This window comes from Luteibacter sp. UNC138MFCol5.1 (genome assembly GCF_900110505.1).
Classification (GTDB): Bacteria; Pseudomonadota; Gammaproteobacteria; order Xanthomonadales; family Rhodanobacteraceae; genus Luteibacter.
In genome coordinates this window covers 179,465-195,617 of the sequence record NZ_FODZ01000001.1, presented here as the reverse complement: position 1 = coordinate 195,617, position 16,153 = coordinate 179,465, and the positions used below count along the sequence as shown (strand labels likewise).

General features: G+C 68.4%; 13 protein-coding genes. 7 read left to right on the top strand and 6 right to left on the bottom strand.

Annotated features, from left to right (window positions below; translation table 11 throughout):
• Nucleotides 1-139: 139 nt before the first annotated feature.
• The gene (locus BMY69_RS00880) at nt 140-2,194 is read right to left on the bottom strand and encodes a putative bifunctional diguanylate cyclase/phosphodiesterase (RefSeq protein ID WP_090175000.1); all 2,055 of its coding nucleotides are present in this window, start codon (nt 2,192-2,194) and stop codon (nt 140-142) included.
• A 90-nt stretch (nt 2,195-2,284) separates the two neighbouring features.
• Nucleotides 2,285-2,725: a nuclear transport factor 2 family protein gene (locus BMY69_RS00875; protein ID WP_090174999.1), complete on the bottom strand. Its 441-nt coding sequence runs from the start codon at nt 2,723-2,725 to the stop codon at nt 2,285-2,287.
• A 263-nt stretch (nt 2,726-2,988) separates the two neighbouring features.
• Here BMY69_RS00875 and BMY69_RS00870 point away from each other — a divergent pair, with 263 nt between their 5' ends.
• On the top strand, nt 2,989-4,305 hold the full coding sequence (locus tag BMY69_RS00870; RefSeq protein WP_090174998.1) for an ABC transporter permease: 1,317 nt from the start codon (nt 2,989-2,991) through the stop codon (nt 4,303-4,305).
• Nucleotides 4,306-4,315: 10 nt separating this feature from the next.
• Nucleotides 4,316-5,575: an ABC transporter permease gene (locus BMY69_RS00865; protein ID WP_090174997.1), complete on the top strand. Its 1,260-nt coding sequence runs from the start codon at nt 4,316-4,318 to the stop codon at nt 5,573-5,575.
• 15 nt (nt 5,576-5,590) lie between these two features.
• Here the strand turns inward: BMY69_RS00865 and BMY69_RS00860 are convergent, their stop codons facing one another.
• Nucleotides 5,591-6,565, bottom strand: coding sequence for a GlxA family transcriptional regulator (locus tag BMY69_RS00860; protein WP_090174996.1), 975 nt, complete (start codon nt 6,563-6,565; stop codon nt 5,591-5,593).
• Nucleotides 6,566-6,920: 355 nt separating this feature from the next.
• Between BMY69_RS00860 and BMY69_RS00855 the strand changes: the two genes are divergently transcribed.
• Nucleotides 6,921-8,171 (top strand): sensor histidine kinase, encoded by a 1,251-nt coding sequence (locus BMY69_RS00855; protein ID WP_090174995.1) that lies wholly within the window; start codon nt 6,921-6,923, stop codon nt 8,169-8,171.
• Here the strand turns inward: BMY69_RS00855 and trxC are convergent.
• Together trxC and BMY69_RS00845 are read right to left on the bottom strand one after the other, a co-directional pair.
• A complete protein-coding gene (trxC, locus tag BMY69_RS00850) occupies nt 8,168-8,608 on the bottom strand; it encodes a thioredoxin TrxC (RefSeq protein WP_090175542.1) in 441 nt (146 codons plus the stop codon). The genes BMY69_RS00855 and trxC overlap by 4 nt on opposite strands.
• Before the next feature lie 71 nt (nt 8,609-8,679).
• Nucleotides 8,680-9,291 carry a CGNR zinc finger domain-containing protein gene (locus tag BMY69_RS00845; RefSeq protein ID WP_090174994.1) on the bottom strand — a complete coding sequence of 204 codons (612 nt, stop codon included), beginning with the start codon at nt 9,289-9,291 and terminating at the stop codon, nt 8,680-8,682.
• 144 nt (nt 9,292-9,435) lie between these two features.
• Here BMY69_RS00845 and BMY69_RS00840 point away from each other — a divergent pair, with 144 nt between their 5' ends.
• The 4 genes from BMY69_RS00840 (at nt 9,436) to paoC (ending at nt 14,249) form a co-directional block, all read left to right on the top strand.
• On the top strand, nt 9,436-10,290 hold the full coding sequence (locus BMY69_RS00840) for an alpha/beta fold hydrolase (RefSeq protein ID WP_090174993.1): 855 nt from the start codon (nt 9,436-9,438) through the stop codon (nt 10,288-10,290).
• Nucleotides 10,291-10,462: 172 nt separating this feature from the next.
• Nucleotides 10,463-11,101, top strand: a complete 639-nt coding sequence (gene paoA / locus BMY69_RS00835) for an aldehyde dehydrogenase iron-sulfur subunit PaoA (protein WP_090174992.1) — start codon at nt 10,463-10,465, stop codon at nt 11,099-11,101.
• The gene (locus BMY69_RS00830) at nt 11,098-12,054 is read left to right on the top strand and encodes an FAD binding domain-containing protein (RefSeq protein WP_090174991.1); all 957 of its coding nucleotides are present in this window, start codon (nt 11,098-11,100) and stop codon (nt 12,052-12,054) included. The genes paoA and BMY69_RS00830 overlap by 4 nt, the downstream gene beginning before the upstream one ends.
• Nucleotides 12,051-14,249, top strand: coding sequence for an aldehyde oxidoreductase molybdenum-binding subunit PaoC (gene paoC / locus BMY69_RS00825; protein ID WP_090174990.1), 2,199 nt, complete (start codon nt 12,051-12,053; stop codon nt 14,247-14,249). Before BMY69_RS00830 ends, paoC begins: the two co-directional genes overlap by 4 nt.
• Before the next feature lie 132 nt (nt 14,250-14,381).
• On the opposite strand, the gene BMY69_RS00820 is transcribed toward paoC, so the two are convergent.
• Nucleotides 14,382-16,148, bottom strand: a complete 1,767-nt coding sequence (locus tag BMY69_RS00820) for an FAD-binding protein (protein WP_090174989.1) — start codon at nt 16,146-16,148, stop codon at nt 14,382-14,384.
• Between the last annotated feature and the right edge of the window lie 5 nt (nt 16,149-16,153).

Genomic DNA, 16,153 nt, shown 5'->3' with positions numbered 1-16,153 from the left:
CCACAGCGCGTTGTAGGAGCGGCCCTGGCCGCGACAGCTGTTCGCGTCAGTGGTGAAGCTGGCGCGCGAAGTTGGGAACCGGGTCGAGAAGCCGTGGTGGCCGGGTCCGCTCCCACAGCACAGCGGAGCGTGCGTGGGATCAGGCCATTGCCGCGGCGCTCCGCACGAGCTGGTGCGCGGGGACGGGGCTGCCGAGGAGGTAGCCTTGCAGGGCGTTGCACCCCAGGCGCGTGAGCAGCTCCTGCTGCTCGATCGTTTCGACGCCTTCGGCGACGATCTTCAGGCCGAGCGTCTTCCCGAGTCCGATGATCGCGGCGACGATCGCTTCGTCGTCGTTGCCGTGCGTGAGTTCGGTGATGAAGCCACGGTCGATCTTCAGTTCGTCGGCGGGAAGCTGCTTGAGGTAGAGCAGGCTCGAATAGCCTGTGCCGAAGTCGTCGATGGAAATGCCGACGCCGAGGGCGGCGACCTGGTTGAGGATGGCGAGGCTCGCCTCCGCGTCGCGCATGGCCGTGGATTCGGTGACCTCGAGCACGAGGTGGCGCGGATCCAGGTCATGTCGGTCGAGGGTCTCCTTCAGCACGTCGACGAGACCCGCGTGCGTGAGCTGCACCGTGGAAAGGTTCACCGAGACCGTCCAGTCCCCGTGGCCTTCGGCCTGCCATTCACGCATCTGGCGGCAGGCTTCGTCGATCACCCAGTTGCCGATGGGCACGATCAGCCCCGTGCGCTCGGCCACCGAGAGGAAGGCGTCGGGCGGCATCAGGCCGACACCGGGCTTCTGCCAGCGCAGCAAGGCCTCGACGCCGACCATCGGACCTTTCGGCGAGACGAGCTTCGGCTGGTAATGCAGCAGGAACTCGCCGCGATCGACGGCCCGGCGCAGGTCCTGCTGCAGCTGGAGCTGCTGGTGCACGTTGGCGTTCATCGCGCTTTCGAAGAAGCAGTAGCCGTTCCGGCCCTGCTCCTTCGCGTGGTACATCGCGGCGTCCGCGTTGACCATCAGTTCGTGCGTCGTGCGGCCGTTCTCGGGATAGATCGCGATGCCGACGCTGGCGGAGACGTGCACCGTGTTGCCGTCGATGTCGTACGACGCCATGAGCGAGTCCACCAGGCGCTGCGCGTGAAGCGCGGCGTCCTCGGGACGCGCGACGTCCAGCACCATGACGAACTCGTCGCCGCCCAGGCGCGCGACCGTGCCCTCGTCGGTCTGGGTGGCGAGGATGCGCGCGGATACCTGTTTCAGCAGCAGGTCGCCGATGTGGTGGCCGTAGACGTCGTTCACCGCCTTGAAACCGTCGAGGTCGATGAACAGCACGGCAAGCGGGGTCCGTTCCCTCGAAGCCTTCTGGATGGCCTGGTCCATGCGATCGCCCAGCAGGACCCGATTCGGCAGGCGGGTCAGGTTGTCGTGGAGGGCAAGCTGCACGAGTTCGCTGTTGGCGCGATCGAGCGACGTGGCAAGCGCGTCGGCACGGACGTCGAGGAGCGACACCACGAGCGCGATCGCGAAGACCGCCAGGCTGACGAGGATCACCACCACGGCCAGCCACTTGGGATCGATGCCGGTGTTGGCCGCGCCGCACCAGCTGCCCAGCGGAAACTGCGAGGCGGCCATGCCGGTGTAGTGCATGCCGACGATGGCGCAGCCCATCACGAGCGACGCGCCGAGGCGGGCGAACGCGACGCGCTCGCCGTCGCGGCGCAGGCGGAACGCGATCCACAACGCGGCGCCGGAGGCGATCACGGCGATCACGATCGACGCGGCGAACAGCCAGGGGTCGTAAATCACCCCGGGCTCCATCTTCATCGCCGCCATGCCCGTGTAGTGCATGGCGGCGATGCCTGCGCCCAGCAGCAGGGCACCCCCCGCGAGGCGGCGGCGCGGCAGCGCCTCCAGGCAGACCAGCCACAACGCGAAGGCCGAGGAGACGATGGCGATCACGAGCGACAGGACGGTCAGGCCCAGGTCGTAGCCCACCTGGATCGGCAGGCGGAAGGCCAGCATCCCGACGAAGTGCATGGACCAGATGCCGAAGCCCATGGCGACGGAGCCGCCCACGAGCCAGAGCGCAGACGCGCGCCCACGGGTGCTGGCCACGCGGCCGGCCATGTTCAGCGCCGTATAGGACGCCAGGACGGCCACGATCAACGAGAACACGACGAGGATGCCGCTGTAGCTGCTTGCGAGCATGGTGAACCTGCCAGGACCTGCCGACCGGCGGAGGCGGTCGTTCTGAGGATTTCGGCAGATTCGTCAAATTCTTGAGGTGGCGGCCGCTCGTCAGTGGCTGGGCGGCTTGGGCCGGTAAGGCGTGTACTGGGCGGAAAGCAGCCGCCAGCCGTCCTTGTCCTGCACGGCGACCAGGCCGACGGTGAGCTGCATCGTCCGGCCGGATGCGTCGAAGCTGACCCGGGTCGTCATCGCCGCGGTCGTACCGTCACTTTGCGTGGCGATGTCTCCGACCTTCACGACGGGCGCCGGGGCCTTCTTCTCGGGTGCGTAGAACGACAGCACGGCATCGTGCGCGTCGACCTCGCCCAAGGGACTGACTTCCACGAAGCGAGGATGCAGCACATCGGCCAGCGCCTTCTGATCGAACGTGTTCTCCGCCTGGAAATAACGGCGGGCCGCTTCCTCCGCGCTCGGCGCGGCGGCGAACGCGGCGGGAGCGAGCAGGAACATGGGCAGTGCGAGGACGAGCGGGCGAAGGTGCGACGACATGGCGTGATCTCCCCTGGGTTCGCAGGACAGTAGAACGTCGCCGCGATCCGGGGTATCGGCCGGAAGTCATCGGGTGTCCGTGCAAAGGGCCCTGTCCGGACAGGTTTGTCCGCGGACAGTCGACATGGCGCAGGCCGACCGCCGTGCCGGGCCGCGATCGGGTTGGCACGCTGCGTGCAGAGCCATGCTTCGGCCGCGCGACGCGGAGGATCCCGCGGGGTGTGCGGGTGGCAGGTGGATTCACCGATCGAAGGGAGCGTTGCATGTTCGGCTATTACCTGGAACTGGCCGTGCGCAGCCTGAAGCGCAGCCGGGGCCTCACCGTGCTGATGGTGTTCGCCATCGGTTTCGGCGTGGCGGCGTCGATGACGACGTATTCCGTCTTCCGCGCCGTATCGGGCGATCCCATTCCGTGGAAGTCGTCGCGGCTGTTCGTGCCGCAGATCGACGCGTGGGGGCCACGCAAGGGGCGCGAGGTCGCCGACCTGCAACAGGCGCTGACTTATACCGACGCCATGGCGCTGATGCGCGATCATCGCGCGAAGCTGCAATCGCCGCTCTACATGATCGCTCCGGCGATCATGCCGACCCGAGCCGGCGAGCATCCGGTCAACGTCACCGGCCACGCCGTGTCGAGCGAGTTCTTCCCGATGGTCGAGGCCCCGTTCGCGCATGGCGCCGGATGGACGACCGACGACGACCGCCGCCGTGCCGCGGTCGCCGTCATCAGCGAACGGCTGAACCGGAAGCTCTTCGCCGGCCAGGACAGCGTCGGCAGGACGATACGGATCGCCGGCAAGGATTATCGCGTCGTGGGTGTTCTGGGCGACTGGAATCCGCAGCCGCGCTACTACGACATCTACAACAGCAACGGATTCTCGACAGACCGGGACGACATCTTCATCCCCTTCGACCGGGCCATCGAATCGGCGGTGACGCGGGACGGCAGCAACAGCTGCTATGTCGTGCCGAAGGACACGGGCTTCGAGGGCCTGAAGAAGTCGTCCTGTGTATGGGTGCCCTACATGCTCCAGCTCGACGACGCGGCCGCGGTCGCGTCGTTCCGCCGTTACCTGCACGACTACGCCGGCGAACAGCAGCGTGCCGGCCGCTTCAACTGGGCGCCCAACGTCCGCCTGAGCGATATCCCCACTTTTCTGGTGTCCGAGGAAGTCGCGCCGCGCGACACGAAGATCTCCCTGATCGTCGCCATCGGGTTGCTGGTCGTCTGCCTCGTGAACACCGTCGGGCTGCTGCTCGCGAAGTTTCTCCGCCGCAGCGGGGAGATCGGCATCCGTCGCGCGCTCGGAGCGCCGCGGACGGCGATCTACGCCCAGTTCCTCACCGAGGCGGGCATCGTCGGGCTCGCCGGCGGCGTGCTCGGCCTCGTTCTGACGGGCCTGGGCGTGCTCGCCATGGGATGGCTGCTGCCCCGGCACATCGCCGCGCTGGCGCGGCTGGACATGCCGCTGCTCCTGCTGACCCTCGCGGTGGCCATCGCCTCGACGATCCTCGCCGCTCTCTATCCCACGCTACGCGCATCGCAGGTGCAGCCGGCGTGGCAACTGAAGTCGAACTGAGGAGTCGTCCATGAGGCTGCATCCCATCTTCGCGGCGCTTCGTCGGCACAAGGCGGGCGTGGTGCTGATCGCCCTGCAGATCGCACTCACGCTGGCGATCGTGTGCAACGCGATCTTCATCATAGGGCAGCGCGTGCAGATCATCGGCCGGCCGAGCGGCATGGACGAAAGCGACCTCTTCGTCGTCAGCCAGCAATGGGTGGGCGTCGACAACGTCGAGGACCCGGCCAGCGTCGAGAAGCTGGACGCGCTCCAGCGCGAGGACATCGCGGCGCTGCGCAACATGCCGGATGTCGCGGCCGTCACGCCGGCGAACTCGCTGCCGCTATACAACAGTTCCTGGACGGGCGCGGTGAGCGCGAATCCCGGCCACGGCGAGTACGACGGGTCGAGTAACGGCACGGCGCTGGTCTCTTATTACTACATGGACGAGCAGGCGCTGGCCGTCCTGGGCGCGAAGCTCGCCGAGGGGCGCTTCTTCCGCGCGGACGAGGTCGCGCACATCGGTCCGAAGGACCGGGCGCCATCCGGTGTGACGGTGATCTCGAAGCAGCTCGCGCAGAAACTGTTTCCCGGCGAGAGCGCCCTCGGCAAGCCGCTCTACATCGACGGCGCGACGAAGCCGTCGACGATCGTCGGCGTGCTCGACCGTCTCCAGTCTCCCGCCGTGGTGAGGAAGGTGCCCTGGGCGACCGTGGTGATTCCCGCGCGGCTGAACAGCCTTTTCTCCCGATACGTCGTGCGCGCGAAGCCCGGAAGGCTTGACTCCGCGATGAAAGCGACGCCGGGCGTGCTCTACCGGACGAACCCGATGCGCATCCTGGATGAGGACAACGGCCTGAAGACCTTCGCCACGATTCGCGGCGAGGCCTACCAGGCCGACCTCAGCATGGCGATCCTCATGGGCGCCGTATGCCTGATCCTCATCGGCGTCACGGCCGCCGGCATCGTGGGTCTCACCAGCTTCTGGGTCGGGCAGCGGCACCGGCAGATCGGCGTGCGGCGAGCGCTCGGCGCACGCAAGGTCGACATCCTCATCTACTTCCAGATGGAGAACCTCGCCATCGCGAGCGGCGGCGCGGCGCTCGGCACCGTGCTGGCGGTCGGCGTGAACTTCTGCCTGATGCGCGAGTTCGACATGGCGCGCCTGCCGCTGGCGTGGATCGCGGTGGGCATCGTCGCGGTGCTCGTTCTCGGCCAGGCCGCCGTGCTCGCGCCGGCGCGCCGCGCCTCGAACGTTCCACCCGTGGCGGCGACGCGCGGGAGCTGACGCCGGCGTTGGCCGTCACCGCCGGGATTCGCGCTCCTTCGTAGCGGGCGCGTCGTCCTGGTCCTTCGCGCGCCGGCGCAGCCGCAGGGGCGTTTCGCCGACCAGGCGGATGAACGCGCGGCGCATGCGCTCGGTATCGCCGAAGCCGCTGTCGCGGGCGACCGCCTCGACCGCGAGGCTTCCCTGTTCGAGCATCGCGCGCGCCTGTTCCAGGCGCAGCATCGCGATCGCGCGGGCGGGCGTGTGTCCCGTTTCGCCGCGGAACAGACGGGTGAACTGGCGGGGGCTGAGATTCGCGACGCCGGCGAGCTCCGGCAGCGAAAGCGGCCGGCGCAGGTTGCGCCGCGCATAGGCCAGCACCGTCTGCACCCGGTCGCTGCGGGCGTCGAGATCGAGCAGCGTCGAATGCTGCGACTGGCCACCGCCGCGGCGGTGGTGCATCACCATCCCGCGCGCGATGTGGCGCGCGAGATCGCGGCCGTGATCCTCCTCGACCAGCCCGAGGGCGAGATCCGTGCCGGCCGACATGCCGGCGGACGACCAGATCGGGCCGTCCTTGACGTAGATGCGGTCGAGTTCGACCTGGCACGCCGGGTACCGGCGGCGCATCTCGTTGCCGAAATTCCAGTGCGTCGTCGCCTTGCGGCCGTCGAGCAGCCCGGCGTCCCCCAGCACGAAGCTGCCGAGACAGATCGAGGCCAGGCGGCGCGTGGTGCGGGCGGCGTCGACGAGGAACGCGCTGACCGTGGGCGACGTCTCCGGAATCTCCATGCCCACGCCGATCATCAGGGTATCCAGCGCGTCCGCGCGCAGCGGCGCGCACGAGATCGCCTGTCCCATCGACGAGCGCACGGTGCCGGGCGACTCGGAGAGCAACTCGATGTCGTACAGGCGGGCGCCCGCTTCCTTGTTCGCCACCTCGAACACCGACAGCGCGGCGAAGCACATGATCTGGAAATCGGGGTAGACGAGGAGTCCGACGCGACGCATGGAACAGGCTCTGATCGTTGTGGGAGCGGGAAAGGTGCGGCCGTGATGCGGGCCATTCCAGCTTGCGGCGGCGGGAAATGTCCGGATTCGCGGCCTCTATGACCGTCGGTCCGTGAAGAGGTCGTATAGCCTGACCAGCTTACCGCCGAATGGTCCCGTAAAGCGCAGAGCGGACCTTCGTCACATTGGCGCCGCACGACGTGCTTGAAATCGCCAATCCGACGCCAGTGTGCAAGAACCGCCGGACCGGGACACGGCACGATCCAGATCGCGGGCGCGTGGAAGGCGCCGTCCGACCGGTGCCGTCGCTCGACGGCACGCCGCCCGCACGAACCGATGCACGGGATGGAGAACGATGACGACGAATGCGCGCCCGTCGGGCGACGGTTGCGCGGACGCGCTGGAGGCGCGACGCTTCCGCGAACTGTTCGATGCCACGCCCGCGGCGATCGTGGAGCTCGATTGCACGGGGCTCCACGCGATGCTGGACGAGCTCAGGAAGGACGGGGTCGTCGACATCCGTTCCTACATCGACGCGCACCCGGCGTTCGTCCTGGCGGCGCTGGAGCGGACCCGCGTCGTGGCGACGAACGAGCACTTCCTGACGCTGATGCGGGCCTCCACGCTCGCCGATGCCTGCATCCCGCTCATCGGTTACTGGTCGCCGTCGCCGCACGTGTACCGGCAGTTCATCGAGGCGCGTTTCGACGGCAAGCCGACGCACGAAGCCGAGACACGGATGCTGCGTGTCGACGGAACGACCATCGACTGCCTCGTCTCGTCGGCCTATGGCGCGGTGGCATCCCGTCCGTATTCGACCATCTCCGTCCTCGTCGACGTCGGCGCGCGGCTCGTCGCCGAGCGTGAGCTGGCGCGCGTCCAGGCCGAACTCGCCCATGCCGCACGCGTGACCGTGCTAGGCCAGCTCACCACGTCGATCGCGCACGAAGTGAGCCAGCCGCTGTCGACGATCGCGCTCACCAGCGAAGCGATGCTTCGATGGCTGGAACTGGACGAGCCCGATCTCGACGAACTTCGTGCGCTCGCGCGGTCGACGGCGGAACAGACGGCGCGGGCCGCCGACGTCGTCGGGCGCATCCGCCGCATGGCGCGACGGGCCGAGCCCCTGATGCGTCCCGTCGCGCTCAACGCGCTGGTGCAGGACGGTTGTCGCTTCCTCCACCACGAGTTCCTCCGTCGCGACGTTCAGGTCGAGACCCGGCTCGACCCAACGTCCCCGATGGTGCTGGGGGACGCCGTCCAGTTGCAGCAGGTGTTCATCAACCTCGCGCTCAACGCCATCCAGGCGATGACGAGCGCGCTGAGCGCCGTGCGGCGCCTGCGCGTCACCACGCGACTCACGGCGGGCGACTGGGTCGAACTATGGATGGAGGACACGGGACCGGGCGTCCCCGCGTGCGACGAGGCGCGACTCTTCCAGCGCTTTCACACCACCAAGCCGGACGGCATGGGCATGGGCCTGCCCATTTCGCAGACGATCGTGCAGGCGCATGGCGGCATGCTCCGCCTCGCGGAACGCCAGGAAAGCTGGGGCTGTCGCTTCGTGATGGAGGTTCCGGCGCACACGCGCGGCACGCCGGCCTAGGAGAGGTTGGCCCTCACCCATCCGACGATCTGCGAGGTGGAGACGGCGCCCGACTGGCGCGCGACTTCGCGCCCGCCCGCGAAGAGGATCATCGTGGGGATGCTGCGGATCCCGAAGCGCGCCGACAACGCGGGCTCCGCGTCCGAATCGACCTTCGCCAGGCGCACGCGCGGCTCGAGCTGCCTTGCCGCGGCCTCGAACTGCGGCGCCATCGCCACGCAGGGCCCGCACCAGGTCGCCCAGAAGTCCACCACCAGCGGCAGCTCGCCGCGCGTCGCGTAGGCATCGAAGACATCGGTCTTCAGCGCGACCGGGTGACCGGTGAACAAGGGCTGGTGACAGCGGCCGCACTTTGGACCTTCGCCCAGCCGTTCGGCGGCGACGCGGTTCATCGAGGCGCAATGGGGACAGGCGAAGACGATGGGAGCGGGGGACATGGCGACCTCGGCGGTGGGTTCCATGTTGCGATATCGGTTCGCCCGGCGCCTTGGACAAGACCGCTGTGGGCTCAGCCCCTTGCCTTGACCCGCTCGCGATGCGCGGCTTGTTTCGCCCGGTTGCCGCAGGACGCCATGCTGCACCAGCGCCGCGCGCGGCCGCGGGTGTGATCGGCGAACAGCAGCGTGCACGACGGCCCTTCGCAGGCCTTCACGTGCGAGAAGTCCTCGCCAGTCACCAGACGCGCCATCGCCTCGCCGATCGGCAGGAGCAACGACTCGGGGGACGACCAGCGGCGGCGGCGGACGAACGCGAGCCCGCTTTCGCCAGCGGTGACCTCGATGAACCCATCGTCGCGCGACAGTAACCGGTTCAGTGGCTCGAGATCGCTCAGGACCCCCGGCGCCAGCGGGCGCCCCATGTGGGCCCGCACGAACGCGGCGAACCAGTCGCGAAGGCTACGCGCCTGGTCAGCGAGCCGATCGAGCTCGCCCGGCATTGCCCGTTCGCGCAGGTCCGCGAGCACCTCCGCCGGCACCCATCCCGCCTGGGCAAGCCAGTCGACGAGCCCGTCGCCGTCCGCGATCCAGTCGACGGGAGCGTCTACGGGCGTGGCGACGGAATTGAGGAAATCGAGCCCGGGTGCGTCGGCGACGAACAGGGCGGGAGCGGAGCGGGTCATGGGCAAGGCATCCGGGAGCATGGGCAGACAGTAACCTTCAAAACGCCTGTTGACAAGTTACGTAGGCACACCTAACCTGAAAAACAACCGCTGTCCGGTTACTGGCGGCGGTCGCTCCGTGACCCCCATCCCGAGGAATCTCCCATGGCCGCCATCCATTACCGCACCGCCGACGTCGACGGATTCAACATCTTCTATCGCGAGGCCGGTCGCCCCGGCGCCCCGAAGCTCCTTCTGCTGCATGGTTACCCGAGCTCGGGTCACATGTTCCGCGACCTCATCCCCCTCCTGGCCGAGCGCTTTCACATCGTCGCGCCCGATCTTCCCGGCTTCGGCCAGTCGGACATGCCATCGCGCGACACGTTCGCCTATACGTTCGACAACCTCGCCGATGTCATCGACCGCTTCACCACCACCGTGGGGTTCGATCGCTTCGCGCTCTACGTGTTCGACTACGGCGCGCCCACGGGATTCCGCATCGCCAGTCGCCATCCCGAACGGATCACCGGCATCGTGTCGCAGAATGGCAACGCGTACCTCGAAGGACTCAGCGACGCGTGGAACCCGATCCAGGCCTACTGGCAGGATCCGACGCCCGAGAACCGGAGCGTGCTCCGCGACATGCTCAAGCCGGAGACGACGCGCTGGCAGTACGTGCACGGCGTCGCGGACGAATCGCTCGTGTCCCCGGACGGGATCGCCCTGGACAACCATTACCTTGCGCGCCCGGGAGCCGACGAAAGCCAGCTCGACCTCTTCGGCGACTACCGCACCAACGTCGCCCTCTATCCGACGTTCCAGGCGTATTTCCGCGAGCACAAACCCCCGTTCCTGGCGATCTGGGGCAAGCACGACCCGTTCTTCCTCCCGGCGGGCGCCGAAGCCTACAAGCGCGACATGCCCGACGCCGTCGTGCGGTTGCTCGATACGGGGCACTTCGCGCTGGAGACCCACGCGGCCGAGATCGCGGAGGCGATCATCGACCAGTTCGGCCGCTGAGGCGCCCATCGCTGCCGCTATCACGTGGCGTACATAACGCCGGCAGATGAAGAAATCGACATGATTTCTTCGGCATCGTGGCGACCTCTGCACACATGGCATGGCCTACTCTCGTCGGGCAAGACCAGCCCCGCCTGTCCAGGCCGAACCCAACAGTGCCGAGGTCTCCACGATGGACTTATCGAACGACTGGAAATTCACGCGTCGCGACGTGCTCAAGCTGGGCGCCGTCTCGATGAGCGCCCTCGCGATCCCGCGCATCGTCGCCGCGCCGGCGACCGAGGCCGCGCGGCCCCCCGTGGTGGCGAAGGTGGCGATGGAGGTCAACGGGAAGCCGCAGGCGCTCGACCTCGACACGCGCACCACGCTGCTCGACGCGTTGCGCGAGCACATGCACCTCACCGGCACGAAGAAGGGCTGCGACCACGGCCAGTGCGGCGCCTGCACCGTCATCGTCGACGGGCGACGCATCAATAGCTGCCTCACCCTCGCGGTGATGCACCAGGATTCGAAGATCACGACGATCGAAGGCCTGGGCACGCCGGAGAAGATGCACCCGATGCAGGCGGCGTTCGTGAAGCATGACGGCTACCAGTGCGGCTACTGCACGCCTGGCCAGATCTGCTCGGCCGTGGCCGTCCTCGACGAAATCGAGCGCGACATCCCCAGCCACGTGACCGCCGACCTCGGCAAGAAGGCCGCACTGAGCCGCATGGAGGTGCGCGAGCGCATGAGCGGCAACATCTGCCGGTGCGGCGCGTACTCCAACATCCACGACGCCATCGCCGATGTCGCGGGAGGTGCCGCATGAAGCCCTTCGGATACGAGCGCGCGGAAACACCCGCGGCCGCCGCCGCGAGCGCGGTCAGCCATCCCGGCGCGAAGTTCATCGCCGGTGGCACCAACCTGCTCGACCTGATGAAGCTCGGCATCGAGGAGCCGGCGTACCTGATCGACGTCAACGGCCTCAAGCTCGACGCCATCGAGACCGACGGCGACGGCGTGCGCATCGGCGCGCTCGTGCGCAACACCGACCTCGCCGCCGACGCGCGCATCCGTCGCGACTATCCGCTGCTTTCCCGCGCATTGCTCGCCGGTGCGTCGGGCCAGTTGCGCAACAAGGCGACGACGGCGGGCAACCTGCTCCAGCGCACCCGGTGTCCGTACTTCTACGACACCAACCAGCCGTGCAACAAACGCCTTCCCGGCAGCGGCTGCGCCGCGATCGGTGGTGTCAGCCGCCAGCACGCGATCGTCGGCGTGAGCAAGGCCTGCATCGCGACGCATCCCAGCGACATGGCGGTGGCGATGCGCGCCCTGGACGCGACGGTCGAAACGGTGAAGCCCGACGGGAGCAAGCGTCGTATTCCCATCGCGGACTTCCACACGTTGCCCGGCAACACGCCGCACATCGAGACGGTGCTCGAACGCGGTGAGCTCATCACCGCGGTCACCTTGCCGAAACCGGTCGGCGGCACGCAGCTCTATCACAAGGTTCGCGACCGCTCGTCCTACGCGTTCGCGCTGGTGTCGATCGCGCTGATCGCCCAGCCGGACGGCACGGGTCGTGTCGCCGTCGGTGGCATCGCGCACAAGCCATGGCGGGTCGACGCGGCGGATGCCGAACTGCCCAAGGGCGCGAAGGCCGCCTCGGCCAGGCTGCTCGCCGGCGCGCAGACGACGCATGACAACGCCTACAAGGTCACCCTGACGGAGCGCGCCCTCGCGGCGACGCTCGCCGAAGCGAAGGAGCGGAAGGCATGAAGTTCGATACCCCCGCCACCACCAATCCCATCGATCGGCTCAAGGTCGTCGGCCACCCCATCGACCGCGTCGAAGGCCCGCTGAAAACCACGGGCACGGCGCGATACGCCTACGAGCGCCACGACGTCGCCCCGAACCACGCCTACGGTTACGTGGTGGGCTCCGCCATCGCGAAGGGGAAGATCGTCTCCATCGACACGAGCAAGGCGCAGCGCGCGCCCGGCGTGCTAGCCGTGGTCACGGCGCAGAACGCCGGCAAGCTCGGGAAAGGCGACTACAACACGGCGAAGCTGCTCGGTGGTCCCGACATCCAGCACTATCACCAGGCCGTTGCGATCGTCGTCGCCGAGACGTTCGAGCAGGCACGTGCGGCGGCACAACTGATCAAGGTCGACTATGCGCGGACGGGCGGCGCGTTCGATCTCGCGTCGGAGAAGGACAAGGCCATCAAACCGAAGGACGGCGATCCGGACAGCGCCAAGGGCGACTTCGCTTCGGCGTTCGCCGCCTCGGCGGTGAAGCTCGACGCCACGTACACCACGCCCGACCAGTCGCACGCGATGATGGAGCCGCACGCGACGATCGCGGCATGGGAAGGCGACAAGCTGACCCTGTGGACCGCCAACCAGATGGTCGACTGGAGCCGCGGCGACGTGGCCAAGACGCTGGGCATTTCGAAGGACAACGTACGTCTCGTTTCGCCGTACATCGGTGGCGGATTCGGCGGCAAGCTGTTCGTGCGTGCGGATGCCATCCTCGCCGCGCTCGGCGCCCGCGCGGCGGGCCGTCCCGTCGCGGTCGCCCTGCAGCGTCCCTTGATCGTGAACAACACGACGCATCGCCCGGCGACGATCCAGCGCATCCGCATCGGCGCGTCGAAGGACGGAAAAATCGACGCGATCGCGCACGAGAGCTGGTCGGGCGACCTGCCGGGTGGCGGCCCGGAGACCGCCGTGCAGCAGACGCGCCTGCTCTACGCCGGCGCGAACCGCATGACGGCGACGCGCCTCGCCGTGCTCGATCTTCCGGAAGGCAACGCGATGCGCGCGCCGGGTGAAGCGGCCGGGTTGCTGGCGCTGGAAATCGCCATGGACGAGATGGCGGAGAAGCTCGGCATCGACCCGGTCGAGTTCCGCATCCTCAACGACACGCAGGTCGATCCCGAGCATCCCGAACGGCCGTTCTCGCAGCGCCGGTTCGTCGAGTGCCTGCGCACGGGCGCGCAGCGGTTCGGCTGGGACAAGCGCGCCGCGCGGCCGGGCAGCGCGCGCGACGGCCGCTGGCTGAAGGGCATGGGCGTGGCGGCCGCTTTCCGCAACAACCTCGTCCAGAAATCGGCGGCACGCGTGAGGCTCGAGCGAAACGGCCGGATCACGGTCGAAACCGACATGACGGACATCGGCACGGGCAGTTACACGATCATCGCGCAGACAGCCGCCGAGATGCTCGGCGTGCCGGTCGAGCGCGTCGACGTGCGCCTCGGTGATTCCAGCTTCCCGGTCTCGGCCGGTTCGGGCGGGCAGTGGGGCGGCAACAGTTCGACGGCGGGCGTGTATGCCGCGAGCATGAAGCTGCGCGAGGCGATCGCACGCAAGGTGGGCGTCGACCCGTCGAAGGCGTCGTTCGAGAACGGCGAGGTGGTGGCCGACGGCAAGCGGACTTCGCTCGCCAGGGCGGCGGCGGACGGCGAGCTCGTCGGCGAGGACGCGATGGAATACGGCGATCTCGCCAAACGGTTTCAGCAGTCGACGTTCGGCGCGCACTTCGTCGAGGTACGCGTGGACGCCGCGACGGGGGAGATCCGGATCGAACGCATGCTCGCCGTGTGCGCGGCGGGGCGCATCCTCAATCCCAAGACCGCGCGGAGCCAGGTCATCGGCGCGATGACGATGGGCGCGGGCGCGGCGTTGATGGAAGAGCTCGTCGTCGACAAGCGGCTGGGCTTTTTCGTCAATCACGACCTCGCGGGCTACGAGGTGCCGGTGCACGCGGACATCCCGCATCAGGACGTCGTGTTCCTCGACGAGACCGATCCGGCGTCCTCGCCGATGAAGGCCAAGGGTGTCGGCGAGCTGGGCATCTGCGGCGTCGGCGCGGCGGTGGCGAATGCGGTCTACAACGCGACGGGAGTGCGGGTGCGCGACTACCCCGTCACGCTCGACAAGATCATCGACAAACTGCCGCCGCTGGCCTGACGATCCACCGAGACGGGTAGGAGCGCGCCCTGCGCGTTTATGCCCTTTGGGTACGACAGCTTTTCGCGGAAAAGCTACAGGCCTTGTGGCTTTTGGCGAAAAGCTGTCGCGCCCAGGTGCGCTCCCACACGATCAGACGTTGGTTCCTTCGCTTCCGACCCCGTGGTGCACGACGAACACGCGCTCGGGGTCGTGCTTTCGTTTGATCGCGAGCAGCCGGGCATAGTTCGTTCCCCAGAAGGCGTCCTGCCAGTCCGGTTGGAAATAGTCGCTCTCCGATACGTAAGACCCCGCGCGTGGCGCGGCCCGGCGCAGGCGCCGATAAGCGGCATTCACATCATCGGCCCCGCGACGGGCCACGGCGGCGTCGACGTGCGCGGCCGGTAGCCCTTCATAGTTCGGCGCGCCGCTGTGGCCCACGATGGCGAGGGCGAACGCGTCGAGCACGGCGGGATTCGTGGCGGTGTCGCGGGAGGCGGCGATGGCGTCGGGCGGTGCGCCGTAGAGGCCCTTGTTGACGTGCAGTTCGACGCTGGAGTGTCCGGCGGCCTCGGTGATGGCGGTCGCGAGGCTGCGCAGGGCGTCGTCGCGCAGCAGCGCCGAAGGCAGCCACGCCGACGCGTAACCGTGGATGTACCAGCCGATCTGGTCCTGGTCGCCCTTCCAGACGAAGTGCGATGACGGTGCCCCCGGACGCCCATCCGGCACGATCAGTTGTGGCGCGTGCTCACGGAAGAACGCGGCGTCCCAGAAGTGACGGGCCTCCACGTCGAGCGCGCGAAGCGGACGACGCACCGCGTACGCCGGACGCGCGTTCACCCAGGCGACGAACGGTGCCCACGCCGCCTCGGCGGCGGCCTTGTCGATGCCCTGGAAGACCATGGACACGACGAGCCGTCGGTCGTGGGTGAAGCGGAGTTGTTCGCCCCAGGTCGGGTTGCACAGCGTCTCCCGGTAGAAGCGCAGCACCTCGTGCGTGAGCGCGAGGAAGGACGCGTCCGAGTCGGCAGCGATCTCGCCCGAGAGGCCGCCGAAGCGGTCGGGCAGGTCGTGCGTGCGCAGCGTCAGGCGGGTCACGACGCCGACGTTCCCGCCTCCGCCCCCCTTGAGCGACCAGAACAGATCGGGATCGGTGTGCGCGTTGACGACCCGGATCCGTCCGTCGGCGGTGACGAGCTCCGCTTCGAGCAGGTTCGACGCGGCGCTGCCGAAGCGCTTGGAGAAGCTGCCGAAGCCGCCACCGGTGACGAGCCCGGCCACTCCGACGGTCGTGCAGCCGCCGCCCTGGACGTAACGGCCGCCGCGGGTGGTCACGGCATCGTACGCGTCGATCCACATGGCGCCCGCGCCGAGGCTCACGGCGGGTTGCGGCGCCGTGCCCGGTCGGGCGCCCTCGGGGACGAACGCGTCGTGCAACTCGACCCGGTTCATCCGCCGCGTCCAGACCAATAGGGAATCCGGGGCGCACGAGGTGCCCTGGTAGCTATGGCCGCCACCCTTCACCACCAGCCGCACGCGATGCCGGCGGGCGAAGCGCACGGCGGCCGCGACGTCGTCGGCGCTTTCCGCGGCCAGGGCCCAGGCGCTCGGCCGCGAGTCCCATGCGCCGAACCAGCCGCTGGTCTGCGTGAGCGCCGGCTGGTCACCGATGTAGAACGCGTTGCCGCGTTGGGCGACGGCTTCGGCGCGGCTCGCCGCGTCGCCGAGAAACGGCGACGCCGGAACCGAAAGTCGGCCGCCGACCTCGCGGTTCAGGGCGTCCCACTGCTCGGCCGATGGCCATCCGGTGCCACCGGGACGGACTCGCGCGAACGGCGGGGCGGCGAACGCGTCGACTTTCAGCGTCCAGGGGAGGAGGGGCAGGGTGAGTGCGGCTTTGAGGAGGGTGCGGCGGTCCATGGGTG